Genomic DNA, 15,743 nt, shown 5'->3' on the forward strand with positions numbered 1-15,743 from the left:
GTTTGTTGTACAATAAAGCTAAAAAAGGACATGTTTTTGTTTGTTTTGTTCAATTCTAAAAGGAGTTTCTCTATGAAGTTAGTTGCTGAATTGCTTGCTACACCACGCTTTTCCAATTTGCGTTTGTTGACAGATCCCATTACCGCGGAAATTCCCGTCGACAGTATCGAAATCACTGAGACCCCCGATATCGCCCACTATATTCCTGAGCATACCTTTATCTTAAGCACGGCGATGGTTTATAAAGATAATCAAGGAGCACTGCTTGAACTGATTGATTCCCTCGTAGCCAAAAATGCCGCTGGATTAGGCATCAAGATCGGTCGTTTTTTGGATGTCATCGATCCTGAAGTCATCGCCTACGCCGATAGTTTAGGTTTCCCCATCGTAGAAGTACCTGCCACGATGCCGCTGGGCCGTTTGATGCACCAGCTTTTGAATTTACTATGGAACACCAAAACCGAGCAGCTGAGTTATGCCTTAGATATCCAAAAACGGTTCTCTGCTTCCTTGATGAAGGATGTCAGCATCGCTCGCTTTATCGCTGATTTTGGCCAAATGGTCAATACACCGATCATTTTGTTGAATCCTTTCAAACAAGTGATTGCCCATTCCAAGCATTTCACCCGCATGTCAAAACCCGCGGAGTACTACATCCATCAATTAGGACAAACGAAAGGGGTTTTTACTGGTGAAAAAAGCGGGGCGATCCCTATCAAAGATCTCCATGAAAAAACGTCACAAATTTCTTATTATGCCATTGAAACCTCCACTTATTTCCCCCATTATTTAGTCATTTTGAATCCTGAGGCGATTCCTTATCCTGTCTCGGATTTTGCGCTGGAACAAGCAGCATTGGTCTTGTCGTTTATGCTCTACAAAAACCAAAAAGTGCAAGAATCTTTTGAAGATTTAAAAAGTGACTTTTTAACACGGATGATCGAATACCAGCAATCTTCCAAACAGGAACAAAAAGATTGGTTAGATCTCGGAAAGACTTACGGGTTGGTCAAAGCCCGCCATTATCGTGTCATCTATGGTGCCTGTGAACCAACCAAAGAAACCAAAGACAAAGACAAATACCTAAAAGAAGAAAGTGACTTGGTCTATCAGTGGTTTAGTGAACAACTGCCTTATCGCATCAAAGATGTTTGTCTCTTTCGCTTAAAGGGCAGCAATCACTTTGCGATTTTCGTGCAGCATAAGTGTGATGCCTTAGAAGACCATTTGATTGAGACCGCCAATGCTTTGACCAATCGGTTGCCTTTTCGAATGGCCTTTGGTGTAGGGAGTGTCTGTGAAAGCATCAATGATTTAGCCAGCTCTTACATTGAAGCAAAGACTGCTTATGAAGAACGAAGAGGCCAACATGATTCTCCCATCGTCTCTTTCTACCATCAACGGGGAATGCGGAGTCTATTTGAAAAAATGAGCCCTGAAGATATCCATTATTTCTGCCGCACGATCCTCAAAGAATTGGCGTTTCCGCAAGAAGATGCCACCATCGAATTGCGCAAAACCTTACGGGCTTACTTGGATTATCAATGTGAGATCACCCGCACCGCCAAAGCCTTGTTCGTTCATCGCAATACGATCAAATACCGCATCGAACAGTGCCAAAAGCTACTAGGAAAAAACGTGCATGATCCTAGCATTAGCCTGGATCTGCGCTTAGCCCTTGAGCTGTCGGAAGAAGGCGACTAATAGGCGAATCAAGCAGTTGGATCGCTGGTGTTACCCAGCGATCCTTGTGCCTGCTTCACCTAACAATGCTAAGTCTGCTTCTTCCAATGAGCAGATGATTGCCGTCTTTCCTTGCTTGGCAAACGCAATCGCTGCTTCCATTTTCGGCCCCATACTGCCTTCTGCAAAATGCCCCGCATCAAAATATGCTTGCGCTTCACTTACGGATAATCCCGTTAATTTTTCTTGCTCCGGTGTTCCGTAATTGATATAAACGTTGCTGACGTCGGTCAGCATCATAAATACATCGGCATCCACTTGTTCTGCCAATTTTTTCCCAGTTCGGTCTTTATCGATGACTGCTTCGATCCCTTTCAAGCCTTCCGCTTGTTTTACGACTGGAATCCCACCGCCGCCACCAGCGATCACGATGGTATTTTGATTCAATAAATGAACCATTGATTCCACGCCGTGGATCGTCACAGGTTGTGGGGATGGCACGACGCGACGGTACCCACGTCCAGCATCTTCTTCCATCACCCAATGTTTTTCCTCAGCCATTGTTTTTGCTTCTTCTTCTGAGTAGAACAAGCCGATCGGCTTCGTTGGCTTTTCAAACGCGGGATCATCCGCTGCCACTTCCACTTGAGTCAATAAGGTCACGACATTGCTGGTCAGTTCTTCTTGATCGATTTTATTTTTGATGCTTTGCTCCATCAAATAACCGATAAAGCCTTGTGACTCTGCATTGCAGACATCCAGTGGAAAAGGCGGCACGACTTCTTTGGCTTCTTCATTTTGTCGTAAAATATTGCCGACTTGCGGCCCATTGCCATGCGTCACAACGATTTGATGGTCAAGTTTCTCGATTTTAGCGATCTGTTCTGCACTTAACTGGATATTTGCAAGCTGTGTCTCTACGGTCGCTGGTTGATTCGGTTTTAAAATTGCATTGCCCCCTAGAGCGATGACCACTCGTTTTGCCATATGAATTCCTCATTTCTATTGTTTTGAAATTGATTGATACTGCGAGCAAACCCTGCCAAAAAGTCAGCCCCCGAGGTATGACCGATCGCTAGTATCTCTTTGATTACTTGGTAAAAAGCCGCTGAATCGGTACACCTGGTCAAGGATAACGCCGATTGATTGAATGCGCCTGTCAACGCATGCAGAAGATAATGTTTACTGACGTCAGTCGTCAAATCATTGACTGTCAACAGCCTTCTTTGTAGATAAGCCACCAAGCGGGTATCTTCTTGCCCCATCACTCGGCGAGCCAGCAAATGACCAACTAGCATATCATCGCCTGTGGGGGTCAATCCGACACCCCGTCCGACTAAATAAGCGACTGCTTGCCGTTGTTCTTTAAATGAAGGCGTGCATAGCTGATCGATTGCGTCATAAAACGGATGATTGCTGCTGATGGTTTGTGAAACAGCTTCTTGAATCCCCGTCTTTTCCGTGACATGTTGGAGGGTTGACCAAAACAGTTCTCGATCAAATGGGGCTGTGCCAGCTGGGAAGGTGGTTGTAAACATGGCTGCCTTTTGAAAAGACAGACGATGATGCGGAAAATGGATCACTCGTTGCTGAACCAAAAGAGTGGTACCAGCAAGCAAGTCGGTCGCCAACGCTGCATAATCGTCGGCAGCTAAAATCATCCCTTTGGGCACGCGAGCCGCTTGTTTAGAGACACAGATCAGCTGATCCTGACGAGGATCTTGCAGATTGAAACTATGCTGAAACACACTGTGAACGAGCCAGGTGCCATTGATAAATGCGGGTTCAAATAAAGCTTGGTCGATCCATTTTGCCTGTATCATCGCTAGGTTGCTCCTTTTCACGTTTTCAGACCCTGAGTTATTCTTCAAATCCTAATTTTTTTGCATAAGCCAAGACAGCTTTTTCAAAGCAATCCATTGGTGGTGTCACTGTCCCGGCCCCAATTTGTCCCCGTCCAGCTTGTTTGTTGGCGATCCCTGTATTGATCACCGGTAAGATCCCTGTTTCCACGACTTTCCGAGCATCGATCCCTAAACAGATCCCTTTGAAGTCCCATGTAGGAACGGGAAAATTCGGATTGGTATCAATGGAGATCTCTAACATCTCATTGCTGGTTTTCAACGCATCGTGAAATCCGCCGGAACCAACGAAGCGTGTCACAGCTGGGGCAGCAATCATCGCCATTCCCCCAACACCAAAGGTTTCCGTAATGGCACTGTCGCCCATATCTGGAGAGGCATCTTCTTCACTGAATCCTGAGAAATACAACCCTTTTGGTGTATTGACAGGACCGGTAAACCACTCGTCCCCCATACCAGAAATACGGATACCGAATTCATGCCCGTTGCGACACATTGCTGTCACAACCGTTCCTTCTTCAATCGTCCGGGCGCCATCAAGCACCGCTTTTGAAGAAGCCATCATGATATTCAAGAAAAACTGATCCGTGTCTGCTAGAAACTGAATGACTTCTGGTTTTTCTTTTTCAAATCCTTCAAGGGTAACGATCGCTGGTGCTACTTCTTTTAAGAACGCCAACGAAGCAGCGATATTCCGTTGATGGAACTCATCCCCCATGGCGATTGCTTTTGCGACTAAGACATTGATGTTCAAGCCATCGGGTTTTGTTTGTAGTGCAGCACTTAAAACTGGTGCTAACGTATTTTTCATCCAATGCAAGCGATCAATGACTTCTTGAGAATAGGCGCCAAAACGTAAAACTGCCCCAATCCCTTCGTTCATCGTACAGTACGCTCGGTTGCCGTCTGTTTTGTTTTCCACCACGAGAACCGGCATATTGGCAGAGGTGATGCCCCCCATTGGGCCAACCGCTTGCACGTGGTGACAAGGAATCAGTTGAACTTCCCCAGATGCTAATAAATGACGTACCTCTTCTTCCGTTTCGCCCCAGCCTTCAAAAAGTCCCGCTCCAACACAAGCGCCTTGAATCGGATCGATCATCTGGTCGTAGCGGATCGGTGGTCCTGCGTGCAATAGGACTTTTCCTTCACCTAATTCTGGAATGACACTGACTGCTGGAACGACATCCAACAAAAAAGGCGAACCGGCAACGATCTTGGCAATAACGGCTTGGTTTGCTTCTTCAATAGTTTCGTACACGATAACTTCCTCCTACTCTGATAGTGACACTTGTGCTAAGAAACGTAAGGCTTTTTGTAACGTTACGTTCCCACCAGCAATTGGCTGCCAGTCGTATTGAACGACTTGACCGTGATGCGTCTGGATCGCTTCTGCAAAGCTACGCAACCCTACATTGATGAACGCGTCATTCGACAACAATTCGCGGCTCTTTTCAGATGGCTCTGGCAACCCATCGGCAGTTGTCACTGCTTTTGGCAACAGCTTACGACTAATTGGGGAAAAGGGATGGCCGAGCATTGCTAAAGCTTTTTTGACTGCTTGGGCATTGCTTTGACACAAAATCACGCCAGCTGCGGTTAAAATCTCTGCTTGCTCGTTGCTATCTTGGGGGTCTAAATCAGTTCCAACGATCGTAGCGATCACCGCTAACTCCCGACCAGCTGCTTGTGCTTCTTCCTTCAATGATTTGATGGTCGGTGCCAATTCACTCGCCATATCTTGATGAGAGCCGTACCCTAAAACGATATCTAACAAAATCACTGCCGTTTCAGGATCTTCCCCCGCTTGTTTCAACAGTTCGATCCGCTTTGTTGGGTCGATCATCGGATGGGGCTTGCCTTGAGTATAAATGTCATCACCTAAATCGATGATCTCATGGCCAGCTGCTTTTAAGATGTATCCTTCCTGATGGGTATCTTCTTGTTCCAGATTTAATCCTGCTTTAACAAGCATCGCTGCTTCGTACGCCAATGTTCCGCCAGAATAGTAAGCTTTGATTTTTTGTTGTTCAGGTCCAAAAGTGGCAGCTGCTGTTTCCTCTTTCACTGGCTCTAGCCCAATCTGTTCTTGACGTAGCAGCTGCACGGCTAATTGAGCCGCTTCTTCCAGCGTGTAGGCTCGGTAAAGATTTTCTTCGTGGTCCGTTGGCTCTTCCCCAAGAAAAATCGTGACTGCAGGTTTTGTTCCTCTTCTTAAAAGTGCCAACACTTCATCTCGGACACGTGGTGCAGGTGGTTTGGAGATCACCACGATCACCTCCGTATCAGGATCGTGTTCCAAGGCAAGAATGCTATCTTTCATGGTGATCCCACCGACGGCTTCTTTGAGATCTCGTCCACCGGTTCCGATGGCTTGTGTCACACCGGCACCCAATTTATGAATAATAGTGGTGACTTCTTGGATACCAGTACCCGAAGCGCCGACAACACCGATTTTCCCTTTACGGACGGCATTGGTGAAGGCTACTGGTATCCCATTGAGAATCCCTGTGCCACAATCTGGTCCCATTAAAAGAAGTCCTTTTTCATGCGCCAGTTTCTTTAGCCGAACTTCCTCTTCCAATGAAACGTTATCACTGAAACAAAATACATGTTTGCCCGCTGCTAATGCGGTTTCAATTTCTGGTGCTGCCATAGTACCGGGAATCGATAAGACAGCGACCTTCGCATCTTTTCCAAGATCTAAGGCTTTTTCCCAAGTTTTGACGCTTTGGGTTTCCTCTCCTGCGCTATTGCTTTGGTCCGATAAGAAGGCATCGATTTCTGACAGGACTGTTTCGATGATTTCTTCCTCTTCGATGTCTAAAACGAGCACCATATCGTTAGATGTCGCATTGCTCATCTCCTCGGTATAAAGACCACCCGTCTTGAAAATGTCCTTATTGGCAGGTGTGCCCATCATGACCGAAGCGTTGTTGATCCCTTCGATCGTCAGTAGACGATTGGTCAAAAGCATTAAAACAATGGAATCTTGGTAATTGTTTTTTTGAATAATAGTGTGTAACATGGGTCTCCTCACTCTCCTGTTCCTGTCTGTGCAAAGGCATCTGACCCAGAATACTGGTCAAAATGAACCGTGTCGCTAATGAGATAGCGATAAATGTTCTTCTCGATGGGAATGCCTTCTGCCATATATTTTTCATAGGTTAGTTGATTGATCTCGCCTGGATAATAGACTTGCTGGAACTGTTCAGCAGCCGGTATGTCGTGCAGTTCGGCAACCATCGTCTCCACCGACTCTTTAAATGTGTCTAAATCTGTAAAGCGTTGCGGATCGATCAGCAAAATAAATTGCCCTAAGTCGCGACCTTTCGTCAGATCGTTGTACATAGAGGAAACATGCTTGCCAAAAGGCAGCCCAAGGAGCATTCCTGATAAGATATCCACCATCATCATCAACCCAAAGCCTTTTGGCCCTGAGATAGGCAGTAAGCCGTGGACATGATGTGGATTCGTCGTTGGCTTGCCATGAGCATCCACGGCCCATGTCGCAGGAATCTCTTTATTTTTGGAGCGAGCATCTAATATTTTGCCCCACGCTTGGACCGTCGTTGCCATGTCAAAGACCACCGGTGCCCCCTGTTTTCGTGGTGCGGCAAATGCGATTGGATTGGTACCAAAATAATTTTCTTTGCCGCCAAAAGGAACCACCATTGAATCTGATTGGCACATAGATAATGCAATCAAGTCAGCTTCTGCAGCTTTTTTGACATAGTAGGATAGCGCCCCACTATGACTCGTTTTCCGTACACCAACCGCCGCGATCCCAGAACGTTTGGCCATCTCAATGGCATGCTTTGTCGCTTCTAATACAACGACCTGCCCTGCGCCATTTTGACCGTGAACGATCCCGCTGCTAGGCCCAGTCTCTTCAAACGTGATCTGTGGAGTGCGATTCATTCCACCTTTAGCGATCCGCTCTGCGTAATAGTCTACCCGTACAGCCCCATGAGAGTGGATCCCGCTGGCATCGGCAAAGACCAAATGCTCTGCAACGATGGCTGCGTGCGCTTCAGACAAACCAGCAGCCGCTAATTTTTTTTGGATCAATTGCTGTAACTCTTGTGACTGTACAATAACCGTCTCTTCCATTTTCTAAACTCCTTTAAATTTCCGGATCGCGGTTGCAATCTTTGGAATAAATATAGGTCAATGGTTCGTCACGACCAACACCATAGGCCGCTTGCTGTACATAGGCACTCATGAAAATGTAGTCGCCTTTTTCCACTGGGAACCACTCATTATCTAAGTTATACATCCCTTTACCTGACAGTAAGTACGCTCCATGTTCTTGGTAGTGGGTCTCAATGTAGCCATGACTTGCCCCTGGTTCAAAGGAAAGGATATGGATATTCATGTCAAAGCCCAGCTCTTTTGGTAAGAAATCCCAAAGCAAGACGTCTTCCATCCCTTCGTATTGGATCGGTGTCAACTCTGAGAGATTCCCCACTACTTTGTAGGCTTGGTGATTTTCAAGTGGTTGGTAACGTTTCTTATACAAGAACACTTCTGTCGCTTCTTCTTGGAGATTTTTCATATACAGTTTTTCTCCAGCAGGCAGATAGATATAGCCTCCGTCCGTCAATGTATGGGTTTCTTTGCCATCACTTATTTCCAGTTTGCCCGAGATGACATACAAAAAACTCTCGATCTCTGGACCGCCGAAGCCCAATTGGTTGGCGCCATCTTTTTTGAATGAAATGATGTAATCGACAAAAGACGCCCCTAATTTTGGTGTGCCGAGTATCGAACATTCACAGTTTTCGAAGCCTGGAATGACATTATTCACTAGCCCATCATGCGGCAAGATCGCAAAATTATTTTTTCTAATGACTGCTCGTGATTGCAGCAATCCATCTAAATAGCCCGTATTATTATTTTTGTATCCCATGTGTGTCCCTGCTTTCTATTCTTTGTATGCTAGCTCGTAAAGGGAAGCTGCTAAAACTTCTACCCCAGCTGTTAAATCTTCGATAGTCGTTGCTTCGGCTGGGTTGTGGCTAATCCCATCAATACTTGGTACAAAAAGCATCGCCGTTGGAAAATGTGGTGCAATGATTTGGGAATCATGCCCCGCCCCACTATGCATGACTTTGTAGCGTTTGCCAGTTTGCTTCACCGCGTGTTCCACCGTGGCAACGATCGTATCGTCCATCGGCACAGGGCGTTCATCCATCCATAGATCCATCTCCACTGTCAAGTCATGCTCTTGGGCGATCGTTTGAATGATCTGTTCTGCTTCAGCAGTAAAGGCATCCAATAGCTGCCCATCAGTATGGCGACAATCCATCGTAAACAACACTTCACCAGGAACCACGTTGACCGTATTCGGTTTTGGCTCAACTTTACCGAATGTCACTACTAATGGATCCCCAAGCTCTAAGCCACGGTCGATCACTGCGGCACACATTTTGGCAAAACCATACACAGCATCTTGGCGATAGCCCATCGGTGTGGTTCCTGCATGATTGGCTTGTCCTTTTAAGACAAAGGTGTAGCGCTTTTGACCAGCGATACTATTGACGACACCGATCTGCAAATTTTCTTTTTCTAAAACACTGCCTTGTTCGATATGGATTTCCACGAAGGCTTTAATGTCTGATCGAACCGGTTCTTGTGGGTCGCGAAAATCAAAGCCTTGGCGTTGCATCTCTGCCACGAAGCTATTGCCTTCAAAATCTGCGATCGCTTCAACATCGGCTTTTTTGGCCTCTCCGACAAAGTTTTTACTTCCCCAAAAAACGGTTGGAAAACGACTGCCTTCTTCTTCTGCCATTGAGATGACTTCCAAGGAGCGTAAAGGTTGCCCATAGGTCTCTTTTAAATACTTGATCGCTAAAGCAGCAGCAACGACCCCGTATTGACCGTCTAATGTGCCACCGTTGACGACGGTATCGATATGTGACCCTGAAAGAATCGTTTCTTCTGGATACTGGCTGCCTTCCATTCTGCCGAAGAGATTGCCGACTGCATCATAGGACGTCGTTAAGCCAGTTTTTTTTAATTGTTTTTCTACAAATGATTGCGCTTCTTTCCATGAATCGGTATAAAGCAGTCTAGTCATTCCTCCAGTTGGATCATTCCCAATCTGAGATAATGCATCGATCATTGCCGCTACTTCTTTTTTCAACTCCATTGTTCTGCCTCCTTTAATTTATACGGTTATTGTAAGCGTGTTACTGAAGGACATCATTGTTCACTTTCGACAAAACCGTTTCTATTTTTAGTCATAACGCTGTTTTTTAAACCGCTTCCTTCTCCTATACTCTTCCTTATACTATCGAAGAAGAGAAAGGAAGAAAACAATGGTTTATCCTAAAAATGCCTTTGCGCAAACAGAAAAAATCCAATTTGACACCTACGGCACTTTGCCGTTAGAAGTGACGATCCTAAAAGCAGCGCAGCCTCGGATCAGCCTTTTGTATTTTCATGGTGGTGGCTTCCTCTATGGTCAGCGGGAAGACCTTCCGCAGGATTATGTCCACCAATTGCTGGCTGCCGGTGTTAGCCTTTATCTCTTTGATTATCCACTGGCTCCCGAAGTAGCGCTGAACGACATTTACCTTCATACAAAAAAGGCAGTGGAATGGTTTTTGACAGAGGGCTGGCACTTCAGCGGCGTTGGTGCAAATGAGTACATCCTATTCGGTCGCTCCGCCGGCGGTTTTTTAGCGACCTTACTGACCGCACGCACAAAGCATCCGGAGCAAAAAGGCTTGATCCGATTTTACGGATACCAAGAGTTGTTTTATAAAGAATTTTTGCAGCCGGCACGCTTTTACACGCAATTTCCGAAAGTCCCGCCACTCGACGCCGAAGCTATGATCGAAAGCCAACCAATCACCCACGGCACGTTAGAAAAACGATTCCCTTTGTACCTTTCCGCCCGTCAATATGGCAACTGGCAGCGTTATTTAGGCAATCGGGAACAGCTGGCAGCCTTGGCGATTCCTGCTGCCGCTTACAAAGACTTTCCTCCTTGCTTTGTCGTTCATTGCAAAAAAGATCCAGACGTTCCCTTCAGCGCCTCCGAAGCTTTCGCTGCACAAGTCCCCCGTGCCAAAACACTTTGGCTCGACTTAGAACAGCATGACTTTGATCGGACACCAAATGCGATCGCTGATGACTGCTATCGAGAGATGATTTCATGGCTCCTTTTAACAATAGAGAAAAATTAAGCGCAGATTTGGCCATGCTTCTTTAGTAAACAAAAACAGGCGATCTTCAAAGGAATGTTCCCTCTAAAGATCGCCTGTTTTTTGATTATAGTGAGTTGAAGGTATTCACGACATTCTCAACACTGAAGCCGAATTCCGCTAAGACTTTGTCACCAGGTGCGGATGCACCGAAATGATCGATCGCAATCACTTTTCCATGACAGCCAGTGTAACGTTCCCAACCAAATGGGGAAGCCGCTTCGATCGCTACCCGTTTCTTCACTGCTTTTGGCAAGACGCTTTCTTTGTATTCTGAACTTTGTGCTTCAAACAAATCAAAGCTTGGTAAGGAGACCACCGATACATCGATGCCTTCTTCTGCCAATTTAGCTTGTGCTTGGACCGCAAGATTCACTTCAGAACCTGTGGCGATCAAAATCCCCGCTGGTGTTTCACCAGCTTGTTTTGAAATCACGTAGCCACCTTTTGCGACATTTTCATCCGCACCGGTTTGCGTGCCTTCGATCACTGGTAGATTTTGTCGGCTTAAGACTAAGACCGTTGGTTTATCCGTTGTCGTCATGGCCAATTTCCAGGCAGCACGGGTTTCATTGCCGTCTGCTGGACGAATCACTTGGACATTTGGCATGCACCGGACGCTGGCTAATTGCTCGATTGGCTCATGCGTCGGTCCATCTTCTCCCACCGCCACGGAGTCATGCGTCAAGACATAGATCACAGGTGCATGCTGGATCGCAGACAAGCGCACCGCTGGACGCAAGTAATCAACGAAGACGAAGAAGGTTCCGCCATAGATTCGCGTACCGCCATGCAATTGGATTCCGTTCATCGCTGCCGCCATCGCAAATTCTCGGACACCAAACCAAATGTTGCGGCCTTCGTATTGGCCAGGTTCAAAGTCTTTTTCTGCTGCCACCATCGTGTTGTTGGAACCAGAAAGGTCAGCCGATCCGCCCCAGAGACTAGGGACGGCTTTGGATAAGGCTTGGATCATCTCTTTGCTGGATACCCGGCTAGCTTGTGAGCTGCCAACTTCGTAGCTTGGTAATGCTGCATCCCAATCTGCTGGCAATTCACCCGCAAAGGCTTGTTTGAATTGCGCCGCAAGTTCTGGGTAGGCTGCTTCATAGGCATGGAAAGTTTCGTTCCAAGCGGCTTCAGCTTTTTGTCCTTCATCGATCATGGTTTCTTTGAAGCGCGCGGCAACTTCTTCAGGTACGGTAAATTCTGGGTATTCCCAACCATAAATCGCTTTGGCTGCAGAAATGCCTTCGGCACCGATCGGCGCACCATGAACGGCAGAGGTGCCTTGATTTGGCGCACCGTATCCGATCACAGTCTTGATTTCGATCAAGGTTGGTTTGTCGCTTTCAGCTTTTGCTTCGTCGATCGCTTTCGAGATCGCTTCTAAATCATTGCCGTCTTCAACGAGAATGTGTTGCCAGCCATACGCTTCAAAACGCGCACCGACATTTTCTGTAAAGGCTTTTGAAGTTGGGCCATCTAGGGAGATGTCATTTGAATCGTACAAGACGATCAGTTTGTCTAATTTTATGTGACCCGCCATGGATGCAGCTTCTTGCGAAACACCTTCCATCAAGTCGCCATCGCCACATAAAGCGTAGGTATAGTGATCGATGACTTGATACTTTTCGCGATTATAGGTTGCAGCCAAGTGGGCTTCGGCCATTGCCATACCGACTGCCATGGCGATCCCTTGTCCTAAAGGTCCAGTGGTTGCTTCCACGCCGTCTGTGTGATCGACTTCTGGATGTCCTGGTGTGCGGCTATCCCATTGACGGAAGTTTTTTAGATCCTCAATGGTCACATCGTAACCAGACACATGCAACAAGCTGTACAATAACGCCGAACCGTGTCCAGCAGACAAAACAAAGCGGTCACGATCCACCCAGTTGCGAGAAGTTGTTGGATTGACTTTCAAGTGTTTGGTCCACAAGGCATAGGCCATGGGTGCTGCCCCCATCGGTAATCCTGGATGTCCTGAATTGGCTTTTTGTACGGCTTCGATACTTAATGTACGAAGGGTGTTCACTCCTAATTGATCGATTTTATCAAATAATTTTTTCAATTAAATTGCCTCCTTCACTTTCTTCAGCCAGCATGTTTCTATTCACTGCCTTTTCACAATAGAAAAGAACCAGACACCCAAAGTTTACAGGCTAGGAGGCATCTAATGCTCCTCTTTTTAACAGTCCGCAACTTGAGTCGTCCGGTTCTTTTGCTTTCGGCTTTGCTTAGCTACTCAAAACTTTTCCAGTCATTTCTTGATAATCTGCGACCATGATCGACCATGCTTTGGCAATGTCATCATCTAAACCAAACAATCCACTGCGTCCGACAATATAGATGTCTGGATTGGCTTCATCGATCCGTTTGAAGGATTTCCGATTGGAGGAACCATCCATTTCAATGACATAGTGATAGTCGTATTCTTCCCGTAATTCCCGCAGTTCAACAATTTTATCTAACGCCCCTTCAATAAAGCGTTGGCCAGCAAACCCTGGATCAACCGTCATGATCGTGACTTTATCCAAACGATCGATATAAGGCAAAATGACCGATACTGGCGTTTCAGGATTTAAGACGATCCCGGCTTTTAATCCGGCATCATGGATTTGATCGATCAGACGAAATGCTAACCCATCCAAAACTTCAGCGTGCATGCAAATCCATTCACAGTTGATATCGATCAGCTGCTGCACCCAAAAGGCAGGTTCAGTGACCATCAAATGAGCGGACAAAGGCAAAGTACTGATTTTGCGGACCTCTTGAATAAACCATGGGGATAGGGAAATATTGGGTACGTAATGACCATCCATAATATCAATATGATAGGAGTCCACTTGGTCATTCAAAAAAGTGATTTGCTCTTTAAATTTATCTAGATCCATCGTCATCAGTGACGGTGAAAATTCAACTTTGTTCATAGACTTATCCTTTCTCCTCGATCAGTCTTGTACTGAGAGGAACGATTCTTCTTTCAATTGAATCGCTTTTCTTAGAAAATTTGAATATCATCTAAATCGATTTCTTCTTCTTCCACTTCTGCTTGCGCGGCTACTTGTTCTTCAGTGACATTTTTCTTGATCAAAGCCAAGGTGATCCCAGTCACTACTATATTTACCAACAAAGCTACTGCCCCAGCCCATGGACGAGTCATAGTCGGCAGCATCAGCACACCACCAAACGGTACCGTTGCATCTGCCCCTAAGACCATTGAAACAGCACCTCCAGCAGCGCCACCGATAGCTGTTGCGATCAGCCCTCGGACGATATCGTTCATAACGATTGGGATCACCCCTTCAACGATATTGATCACACCCATTGGTACGGCAGATTTTAACGTTTCCACTTCTACAGGCGTATAGATGTTTTTGCCGAACAGTTTTGCAATAAAGAATGCTAAACCAAAGCCGATCGGTGTTGCAGTATTGACTAATTGCAGTGCAGTGATCGGTCCATTGATCCCTTCTGCTTGCATCGTCAGAACAAAAGCAAAGACCGTTTTATTGATTGGTCCACCATAATCAACGCCGCTCAACAAGCCGATGACGGCACCAAAAACCAATAATGAAGAGGAGCCTAAGCTATTTAGTGCGTTCGTCAGTAAGTTCGTAAAGGCAGTGATCGGTGTACCGATAATATAGACCATGATCAGACCACCGATCAAAGAGGTCAAAAAGGGAATGATCAATGTCGGCATCAAGCCTTTCGCCCAATTTGGTACTTTAATAAATCGTAAAATAGCAATTACTAGATATCCAGCTAAGTAGCCGCCCAAAATTCCCCCAATAAAACCTGCACCAATGGCATTGGCTGTCAAACCAATAATAAACCCTGGCGCGATCCCCGGTTTTTCGGCAATCGCATAAGAAATTCCTGTCGCAATGACCACTGGAAGCAACCCGAGTCCTGCGCCTCCCATCGTAGCTAAAGCATCCCAAATCGTAAATTCACCTGGCACTAGTTGTCCCTGGCTGGTGCCGCCGAAAGCCATGCCAATGGCAATCAAGAATCCGGCACCGCAGACAATCGGAATCAAATAGGAGATGGCTGTCAACAAATGTCCTTTTAAATTCAATGCTTTGATTTTTTCCATAGTTTCCTTCCTCCTTCGGTTTGCTTAGACCGCCTGCTGTTGGACGACCTCTTTGGCTTTTTCCAACAATTTGCTTGGGGACTTGATGGCAACTTCGGTCGGCACTTGAATGATTCGTTTCCCTTCAAATCGTTCACGTCCTGCTACTTTGACGTCAACTGCTAAAATCACGACATCTGCAGCCGCAATCGCTTCAGGTGACAATTCATTTTCACGACCGATCGTTCCTTGTGTTTCCACATGGATCTCGTAACCTGCCTTTTTTGCCGCATTTTCTAACTTTTCTTGAGCAATATAAGTGTGAGCGATCCCTACTGTACATGCACATACTCCGACGATTTTCATAAATAATTCCTCCTTAAATTTTCTGTTATCCTTGAAATGCTTCAATCACTTGCTGCGGCTCTTTTGCTTTCAACAAGGCAGCCGTCACCTCGTCATTTCCTAATTTCCGAGCGAACAAAGAGAGCAATTTCAAATGCTTTTGCGCCCCTTCCGTGTCATCACCGACGGCGAATAAGATAATTCCTTTCACTCCCTTGCCATCCAACGTTTCCCAAGGGATCTCTTGTTTTAAAACCCCGATTGCTACACCAATCTCCTTCACATGAGCACTTTTTCCATGAGGAATGGCAATGTAATTACCAATCCCTGTTTGACCAACTGCTTCCCGCTCATAGACATCTTTTAAAAATGCTGCCTGATCCGTCAAGTACTCATTGGTATATAAAAGCTGACTCAATTGCTGCAGGGCTTCTTCTTTAGAAGCGGCCTCCATGTTGGTTTTGATTATTTTTGGATCAATTACTGTTGAAATATCCATTCGTTTTCCTCCTCTAGTTGAGTACCTCTTGCCTTACTGAATTGACCATTCATTCC

General features: G+C 46.0%; 14 protein-coding genes. 2 read left to right on the forward strand and 12 right to left on the reverse strand.

Translation table 11 applies throughout. The features are described 5' to 3' along the window. Positions 1-72 precede the first annotated feature (72 nt). Positions 73-1,704, forward strand: a complete 1,632-nt coding sequence (locus tag IGK63_RS11505; protein WP_016613699.1) for a PucR family transcriptional regulator — start codon at positions 73-75, stop codon at positions 1,702-1,704. A 30-nt stretch (positions 1,705-1,734) separates the two neighbouring features. Here IGK63_RS11505 and arcC read toward each other — a convergent pair whose 3' ends face one another. The 7 genes from arcC to allC are packed head-to-tail and all read right to left on the reverse strand — an operon-like array spanning position 1,735 to position 9,702. Then, positions 1,735-2,670, reverse strand: coding sequence for a carbamate kinase (arcC, locus tag IGK63_RS11510; RefSeq protein WP_008379225.1), 936 nt, complete (start codon positions 2,668-2,670; stop codon positions 1,735-1,737). Then, complete coding sequence (locus IGK63_RS11515) at positions 2,643-3,506, reverse strand: DUF2877 domain-containing protein (protein ID WP_034872369.1); 864 nt, start codon at positions 3,504-3,506, stop codon at positions 2,643-2,645. Before IGK63_RS11515 ends, arcC begins: the two co-directional genes overlap by 28 nt. 37 nt (positions 3,507-3,543) lie before the next feature. Next, on the reverse strand, positions 3,544-4,806 hold the full coding sequence (locus tag IGK63_RS11520) for a DUF1116 domain-containing protein (RefSeq protein WP_005234461.1): 1,263 nt from the start codon (positions 4,804-4,806) through the stop codon (positions 3,544-3,546). Between the two features lie 12 nt (positions 4,807-4,818). Then, positions 4,819-6,573: an acyl-CoA synthetase FdrA gene (gene fdrA / locus IGK63_RS11525; RefSeq protein WP_008379230.1), complete on the reverse strand. Its 1,755-nt coding sequence runs from the start codon at positions 6,571-6,573 to the stop codon at positions 4,819-4,821. An 8-nt stretch (positions 6,574-6,581) separates the two neighbouring features. Further along, complete coding sequence (allD, locus tag IGK63_RS11530; RefSeq protein ID WP_005234452.1) at positions 6,582-7,658, reverse strand: ureidoglycolate dehydrogenase; 1,077 nt, start codon at positions 7,656-7,658, stop codon at positions 6,582-6,584. 13 nt (positions 7,659-7,671) lie between these two features. Beyond that, positions 7,672-8,457 carry a (S)-ureidoglycine aminohydrolase gene (allE, locus tag IGK63_RS11535; RefSeq protein ID WP_429972505.1) on the reverse strand — a complete coding sequence of 262 codons (786 nt, stop codon included), beginning with the start codon at positions 8,455-8,457 and terminating at the stop codon, positions 7,672-7,674. A gap of 15 nt (positions 8,458-8,472) precedes the next feature. Next, the gene (gene allC, locus IGK63_RS11540) at positions 8,473-9,702 is read right to left on the reverse strand and encodes an allantoate deiminase (RefSeq protein WP_016613702.1); all 1,230 of its coding nucleotides are present in this window, start codon (positions 9,700-9,702) and stop codon (positions 8,473-8,475) included. 169 nt (positions 9,703-9,871) lie between these two features. Between allC and IGK63_RS11545 the strand changes: the two genes are divergently transcribed. Beyond that, on the forward strand, positions 9,872-10,744 hold the full coding sequence (locus IGK63_RS11545; protein WP_016613703.1) for an alpha/beta hydrolase: 873 nt from the start codon (positions 9,872-9,874) through the stop codon (positions 10,742-10,744). Between the two features lie 85 nt (positions 10,745-10,829). Here the strand turns inward: IGK63_RS11545 and tkt are convergent, their stop codons facing one another. The 5 genes from tkt to IGK63_RS11570 form a co-directional block, all read right to left on the reverse strand. Continuing rightward, complete coding sequence (gene tkt, locus IGK63_RS11550; RefSeq protein WP_194199698.1) at positions 10,830-12,833, reverse strand: transketolase; 2,004 nt, start codon at positions 12,831-12,833, stop codon at positions 10,830-10,832. A gap of 166 nt (positions 12,834-12,999) precedes the next feature. Continuing rightward, on the reverse strand, positions 13,000-13,692 hold the full coding sequence (gene alsE / locus IGK63_RS11555) for a D-allulose 6-phosphate 3-epimerase (RefSeq protein WP_008380955.1): 693 nt from the start codon (positions 13,690-13,692) through the stop codon (positions 13,000-13,002). A gap of 71 nt (positions 13,693-13,763) precedes the next feature. Next, positions 13,764-14,864 carry a PTS fructose transporter subunit IIC gene (locus tag IGK63_RS11560; RefSeq protein WP_005234436.1) on the reverse strand — a complete coding sequence of 367 codons (1,101 nt, stop codon included), beginning with the start codon at positions 14,862-14,864 and terminating at the stop codon, positions 13,764-13,766. A 24-nt stretch (positions 14,865-14,888) separates the two neighbouring features. Then, entirely contained in the window at positions 14,889-15,209 is a 321-nt protein-coding gene (locus IGK63_RS11565) for a PTS fructose transporter subunit IIB (RefSeq protein WP_008380953.1), read from the reverse strand. A 25-nt stretch (positions 15,210-15,234) separates the two neighbouring features. Continuing rightward, the gene (locus IGK63_RS11570; RefSeq protein ID WP_016612612.1) at positions 15,235-15,687 is read right to left on the reverse strand and encodes a PTS sugar transporter subunit IIA; all 453 of its coding nucleotides are present in this window, start codon (positions 15,685-15,687) and stop codon (positions 15,235-15,237) included. Positions 15,688-15,743 lie beyond the last annotated feature (56 nt).

It is taken from the genome of Enterococcus sp. AZ040 (genome assembly GCF_050499185.1).
GTDB lineage: Bacteria > Bacillota > Bacilli > Lactobacillales > Enterococcaceae > Enterococcus_D > Enterococcus_D entomosocium.

Coding starts and splice junctions, on each gene's coding strand:
- IGK63_RS11505 (WP_016613699.1), top strand. CDS start 73: ATGAAGTTAGTTGCTGAATTGCTTGCTACACCACGCTTTTCCAATTTG.
- arcC (WP_008379225.1), bottom strand. CDS start 2,670: ATGGCAAAACGAGTGGTCATCGCTCTAGGGGGCAATGCAATTTTAAAA.
- IGK63_RS11515 (WP_034872369.1), bottom strand. CDS start 3,506: ATGATACAGGCAAAATGGATCGACCAAGCTTTATTTGAACCCGCATTT.
- fdrA (WP_008379230.1), bottom strand. CDS start 6,573: ATGTTACACACTATTATTCAAAAAAACAATTACCAAGATTCCATTGTT.
- allD (WP_005234452.1), bottom strand. CDS start 7,658: ATGGAAGAGACGGTTATTGTACAGTCACAAGAGTTACAGCAATTGATC.
- allE (WP_429972505.1), bottom strand. CDS start 8,457: ATGGGATACAAAAATAATAATACGGGCTATTTAGATGGATTGCTGCAA.
- allC (WP_016613702.1), bottom strand. CDS start 9,702: ATGGAGTTGAAAAAAGAAGTAGCGGCAATGATCGATGCATTATCTCAG.
- IGK63_RS11545 (WP_016613703.1), top strand. CDS start 9,872: ATGGTTTATCCTAAAAATGCCTTTGCGCAAACAGAAAAAATCCAATTT.
- alsE (WP_008380955.1), bottom strand. CDS start 13,692: ATGAACAAAGTTGAATTTTCACCGTCACTGATGACGATGGATCTAGAT.
- IGK63_RS11560 (WP_005234436.1), bottom strand. CDS start 14,864: ATGGAAAAAATCAAAGCATTGAATTTAAAAGGACATTTGTTGACAGCC.
- IGK63_RS11565 (WP_008380953.1), bottom strand. CDS start 15,209: ATGAAAATCGTCGGAGTATGTGCATGTACAGTAGGGATCGCTCACACT.
- IGK63_RS11570 (WP_016612612.1), bottom strand. CDS start 15,687: ATGGATATTTCAACAGTAATTGATCCAAAAATAATCAAAACCAACATG.